This window comes from Halobacillus sp., assembly GCF_049282395.1.
Classification (GTDB): Bacteria; Bacillota; Bacilli; order Bacillales; family Halobacillaceae; genus Halobacillus.
Genome location: NZ_JBAPTY010000213.1, coordinates 1 through 4,382 on the forward strand (window position 1 = coordinate 1; position 4,382 = coordinate 4,382).

The 4,382-nt window shown below is 45.1% G+C and carries 3 protein-coding genes; 1 reads left to right on the forward strand and 2 read right to left on the reverse strand.

The features are described 5' to 3' along the window. A partial coding sequence (gene asnB / locus WAM07_RS09440) for an asparagine synthase (glutamine-hydrolyzing) (RefSeq protein WP_422166324.1) occupies positions 1-1,662 on the reverse strand: 1,662 nt, incomplete at its 3' end. Positions 1,663-1,900: 238 nt separating this feature from the next. Beyond that, entirely contained in the window at positions 1,901-2,263 is a 363-nt protein-coding gene (locus WAM07_RS09445; protein ID WP_422166326.1) for a YisL family protein, read from the reverse strand. A 145-nt stretch (positions 2,264-2,408) separates the two neighbouring features. On the opposite strand from WAM07_RS09445, the gene WAM07_RS09450 reads away from it, so the two are divergent. Beyond that, complete coding sequence (locus WAM07_RS09450) at positions 2,409-3,605, forward strand: ornithine--oxo-acid transaminase (RefSeq protein WP_014642518.1); 1,197 nt, start codon at positions 2,409-2,411, stop codon at positions 3,603-3,605. Positions 3,606-4,382 lie beyond the last annotated feature (777 nt).

The window sequence follows — 4,382 nt, forward strand, 5'->3', positions numbered from 1 at the left end:
TACTATTTCATTCATCCATGTACAGACAGCTTTTGTATAAGCGGGGTGAAATGTTTTTGGATATGGATTTTTCTTTCTGAACAGCACTTCATCAGGAAGAACGCCACGCAACGCTTCCCTCAGCAAACCTTTTTCCTGATTCCCGTGAAATTTCATGCTCCACGGAATATTCCACGCATATTCCACCAGACGATGATCGCTGAAAGGTACACGCACCTCAAGACTCGCCCCCATACTCATCCGGTCTTTACGCTCAAGAAGCGTCTGCATGAACCAGTTCATATTCAGATAAGACATCTGTCTATGTTTCACCGCTTTTTTGTCTTCCCCTGCAAGAACCGGCGTTTCATCGATTGTCTCCTGATAGCGTTTCAACATATATGCTTCCATATCCACGCTCTCGCTGACATCCGTCCTTACTAAATTCATTCGTTCATCCAGGGAACGGATCCATGGAAACCCTTTCCGCTCCTGATCCTCTTTTCTATAAAACCACGGATAGCCTCCAAAAATCTCATCGGCACATTCTCCTGACAATGCGACGGTGACATGAGATTTTATTTTTTCACAGAACCATAACAGCGATGAATCAACATCAGCCATGCCTGGCAGATCTCTTAACGTGACGGCCTGTTTTAGCCTTGATATTAGGTCTTCCGGTGTCGCTTCCATCACGTAATGACGGGTTTGATGCTGGCTTGAGACTTTCTTAATATAAGCTTCATCACGATCCGGCTGAAAAGCGCTCTTCTTAAAGAATTTATCCTGATCTTTATAATCAATCGAAAAGGTCTGCAGGGCGCCCTTATGTTCATTTTTGTATTTTTCAGCGGCTACGGCGGTAATAGCACTTGAGTCCACCCCTCCCGATAAAAAAGTACCTAGCGTTACATCAGAAACGAGCTGCCGTTCGGAAGCATCAATAAATAATTCCCGCACGCGCGCTACGGTATCATCCCATGTGTCGGTGTGCTCGGCGCTCTTCACGTTCCAGTAACGCTCGATCGAAAGCTTTCCTTTTTCCCAAAATGCCCGGTGACCTGGACGCAGTTCCTGCAGCGTTTCAAAAATGCCGTGCCCTGGTGTTCTCGAAGGTCCAAGCGTAAGAATTTCCTGAATTCCTTCCGTTCCAACCCTTGGTTCTACATCCGGATGGGCAAGGATGGCTTTCATTTCAGAAGCAAACATCAGACCGTCCGTCTGATGTCGTATAAACAGCGGCTTAACCCCGAGCCGGTCTCTGGCTAAAAACAGACGCTTTCTCTTTTTCTCCCAAATACTGAAGGCGAAAATGCCGTTTAATTGTTCCACACATTCTTTGCCCCACTCCATAAAACTGACGAGGACAACCTCCGTATCCGAATGAGAGCGGAACGTCCAGCCTTTCGCTTTTAATGTATCTCGTACTTCATCCGTATTATATAACTCACCGTTATAGCAAAGCACATACTGTTCGTTATGTGCCTCCCGAATCATTGGCTGCTTGCCGCCATTCGGGTCTACAACAATTAGACGCTGGTGTCCGAAAGCTGCCGGGCCATCCAGCCACGTTTGATAATCATCTGGACCACGGTGCCGGATGGTATCGGCCATCCTTTTTAAAAGAGGGGCTTTATTCTGCACTTTATTTTTCTCGTCAATCCAACCCACAATACCGCACATTAAGCTTCACCATCCTTTAAAGTAAGCTGAATCCTAAAAAACACATCATAGCTTACTATATGACAGCGGCTCGCCGCTTATTAAAAAGTTCTGCTTGACAACCTAAATGAGAATGATTATCATTATAACTGATAAAGGATATCTTCCGTTACCCCCCAAGTAGCGAAGCTCATTCTAGGACAGTAGAAAATCCCCCCAAAAAAAAACGGCAAAGCCTGTACAAGGCTTGCCGCTTTTTTTATTTTGCAGGAAGTATGCCTGCTCCAAGAAAACCAAAGCCTAAAATAATTGCAATGGCTCCAGCTACTACCAGCTGTGTCCACCAAATAGCAGCTGGTTTCTTTTTCTTATACTTCACACACGCCATTTCCATAGCTGCAATTGTCCATAAGCCAACAAGCACCTTAAAAATGATCAGCCCGCCATAGTTTGCGTAGCTCGCAAAGAGTGATCCTCCTGAATAAAGAATCAATAAATAGTCCGCCCGCAGAATCATATGGGAAATTTTTGCCCCTTTATCATTCCCGCTCCGGGCAAATGTTGTAACAAGTCCCACTAAAGCAAATGCGATTACCCACGAGGTAATATGTAGATGTGCCAATGTTCTTCCTCCTTTTACATGAATCTACGGATATAATAGCACGAGTCCGTCAAAATTTCCTACCAATAAGTACCTTGTTAGGGTGAGAATAATAAAACAAACCTGTTATAATAATAAAAGATTGAAATGTAATTGGAGGGATATCATGTCAGTAAACAGTCAAGAAATCATTGATCAAACACAAGAATATGGTGCCAAAAACTATCATCCACTTCCGATCGTTGTATCGAAAGCGGAAGGCGTATGGGTAGAGGATCCAGAAGGTAACCGCTACATGGATATGTTAAGCGCGTACTCTGCGGTGAACCAGGGACACCGTCATCCGAGAATTATTCAAGCACTAAAAGACCAGGCCGACCGTGTCACCCTAACTTCCCGAGCTTTCCATAACGACCAGCTTGGACCGTGGTATGAGAAGATTTGTAAAATTACCAATAAGGAAATGGCTCTTCCAATGAATACAGGAGCAGAAGCCGTTGAAACAGCTGTTAAAGCAGCTAGACGGTGGGCTTACGATGTGAAGAAAGTAGAAGATAATCAAGCCGAAATCATCGCCTGTACCGGCAACTTCCACGGAAGAACGATGACAGCCGTATCCCTTTCTTCAGAAGAAGAATACAAACGCGGATTCGGTCCGACGCTTCCAGGCATCAAGTTGATTCCTTACGGCGATGTAGAGGCTCTAAAAGAAGCCATCACTGAAAATACAGCCGGATTCCTGTTTGAACCGATCCAGGGTGAGGCGGGTATTGTTATTCCTCCAGAAGGATTCTTGAAAGAAGCCTATGAGGTTTGTCAGGAAAACAACGTGCTGTTCATAGCTGATGAAATCCAGGCAGGTCTTGGCCGAAGCGGTAAAATGTTTGCCTGCGACTGGGAAGACGTAAGTCCTGACATGTTAATTCTCGGCAAAGCACTAGGAGGCGGAGTATTCCCTATTTCATGTGTAGTGGCGAATAAAGAAGTGCTGGGCGTATTTAACCCGGGCTCTCACGGGTCTACATTTGGCGGAAATCCATTAGCCTGCGCTGTATCTGTTGCTTCTCTCGATGTACTTGAAGAAGAAAATCTGGCCGAACGTTCTCTTGAACTCGGTGAATACATGAAGAAAGAACTGCAGTCAATCGATAATCCGAAGATCAAGGAAGTTCGTGGTAAAGGGTTGTTCATTGGCGTTGAAATGACAGAACCTGCCCGCGGCTACTGTGAAGAGTTGAAAGCAAAAGGACTGCTTTGTAAAGAAACACACGAAAACGTCATTCGTTTTGGTCCTCCTCTTATCATTGAAAAAGAGGATCTTGAATGGGCAATTACTCAAATTAAAGAAGTTCTTAGCCAATAAAACCCACAAGCCTGTAGAGAAAACTTTCTCTACAGGCTTTTTTCTTACTTCGCCCCTATTAAATCTCCATTTAACTTTAAAGTAAAGCTCCCGTTAGTTGAAGACTTGATTTCGAGATATTGGGTTATGAGGAAGGTCCTCCGGGGGACGATTTCGCTTTCCGCGGGCATGTGCTGAGCCTCCTCGAGCAAGCTCTGCGGGGTCTCACCGAACATGTTCATCCCGCAGGAGTCTACATCGTCCCCCTCCAGACCTTGCGAAATAGGGAGCTCGAAATCATGTTTGAAACGTCCCTCCATATGACTTAGATAAACCAATAATAATTAGCGTATACGTGTAGATAATCACTGCTATAGAAGCATTTGAGGCGGATCAAGCATCTCCCTATCGCTTATAGAAGGGGCCGTTCCCTCTTCCATGATAGGGTGGCGAAGGAAACAACGAGACTCCCGCGGGAGAAGGAGATAGGCGAGACCCCACAAGGAGTGTTAACGACTGAGGAGGCTTGCCAGTTCCCCCGCAGGAAAGCGAGTTGTTTCCGTAGCCCCCTCATCAAACTTTTGGCAAAGGACCCGAGATATCTCAAAACTGAGTCTTCAACAAACCGGCCCGTTTGTGGAATAACCTGTAGATTATAGTTCAACCATAAAGCTAACAATCCCATTAAAAAAACCACCCTTTACCTATAACCGTAAAAGGTGGTTTTTAGTTTTATGATAGGTTTTGACTCCAATCAATGACGGCTTCTCCTTCAAGGAAACGCTCAGAGTCCATAGC

Coding starts and splice junctions, on each gene's coding strand:
- WAM07_RS09450 (WP_014642518.1), top strand. CDS start 2,409: ATGTCAGTAAACAGTCAAGAAATCATTGATCAAACACAAGAATATGGT.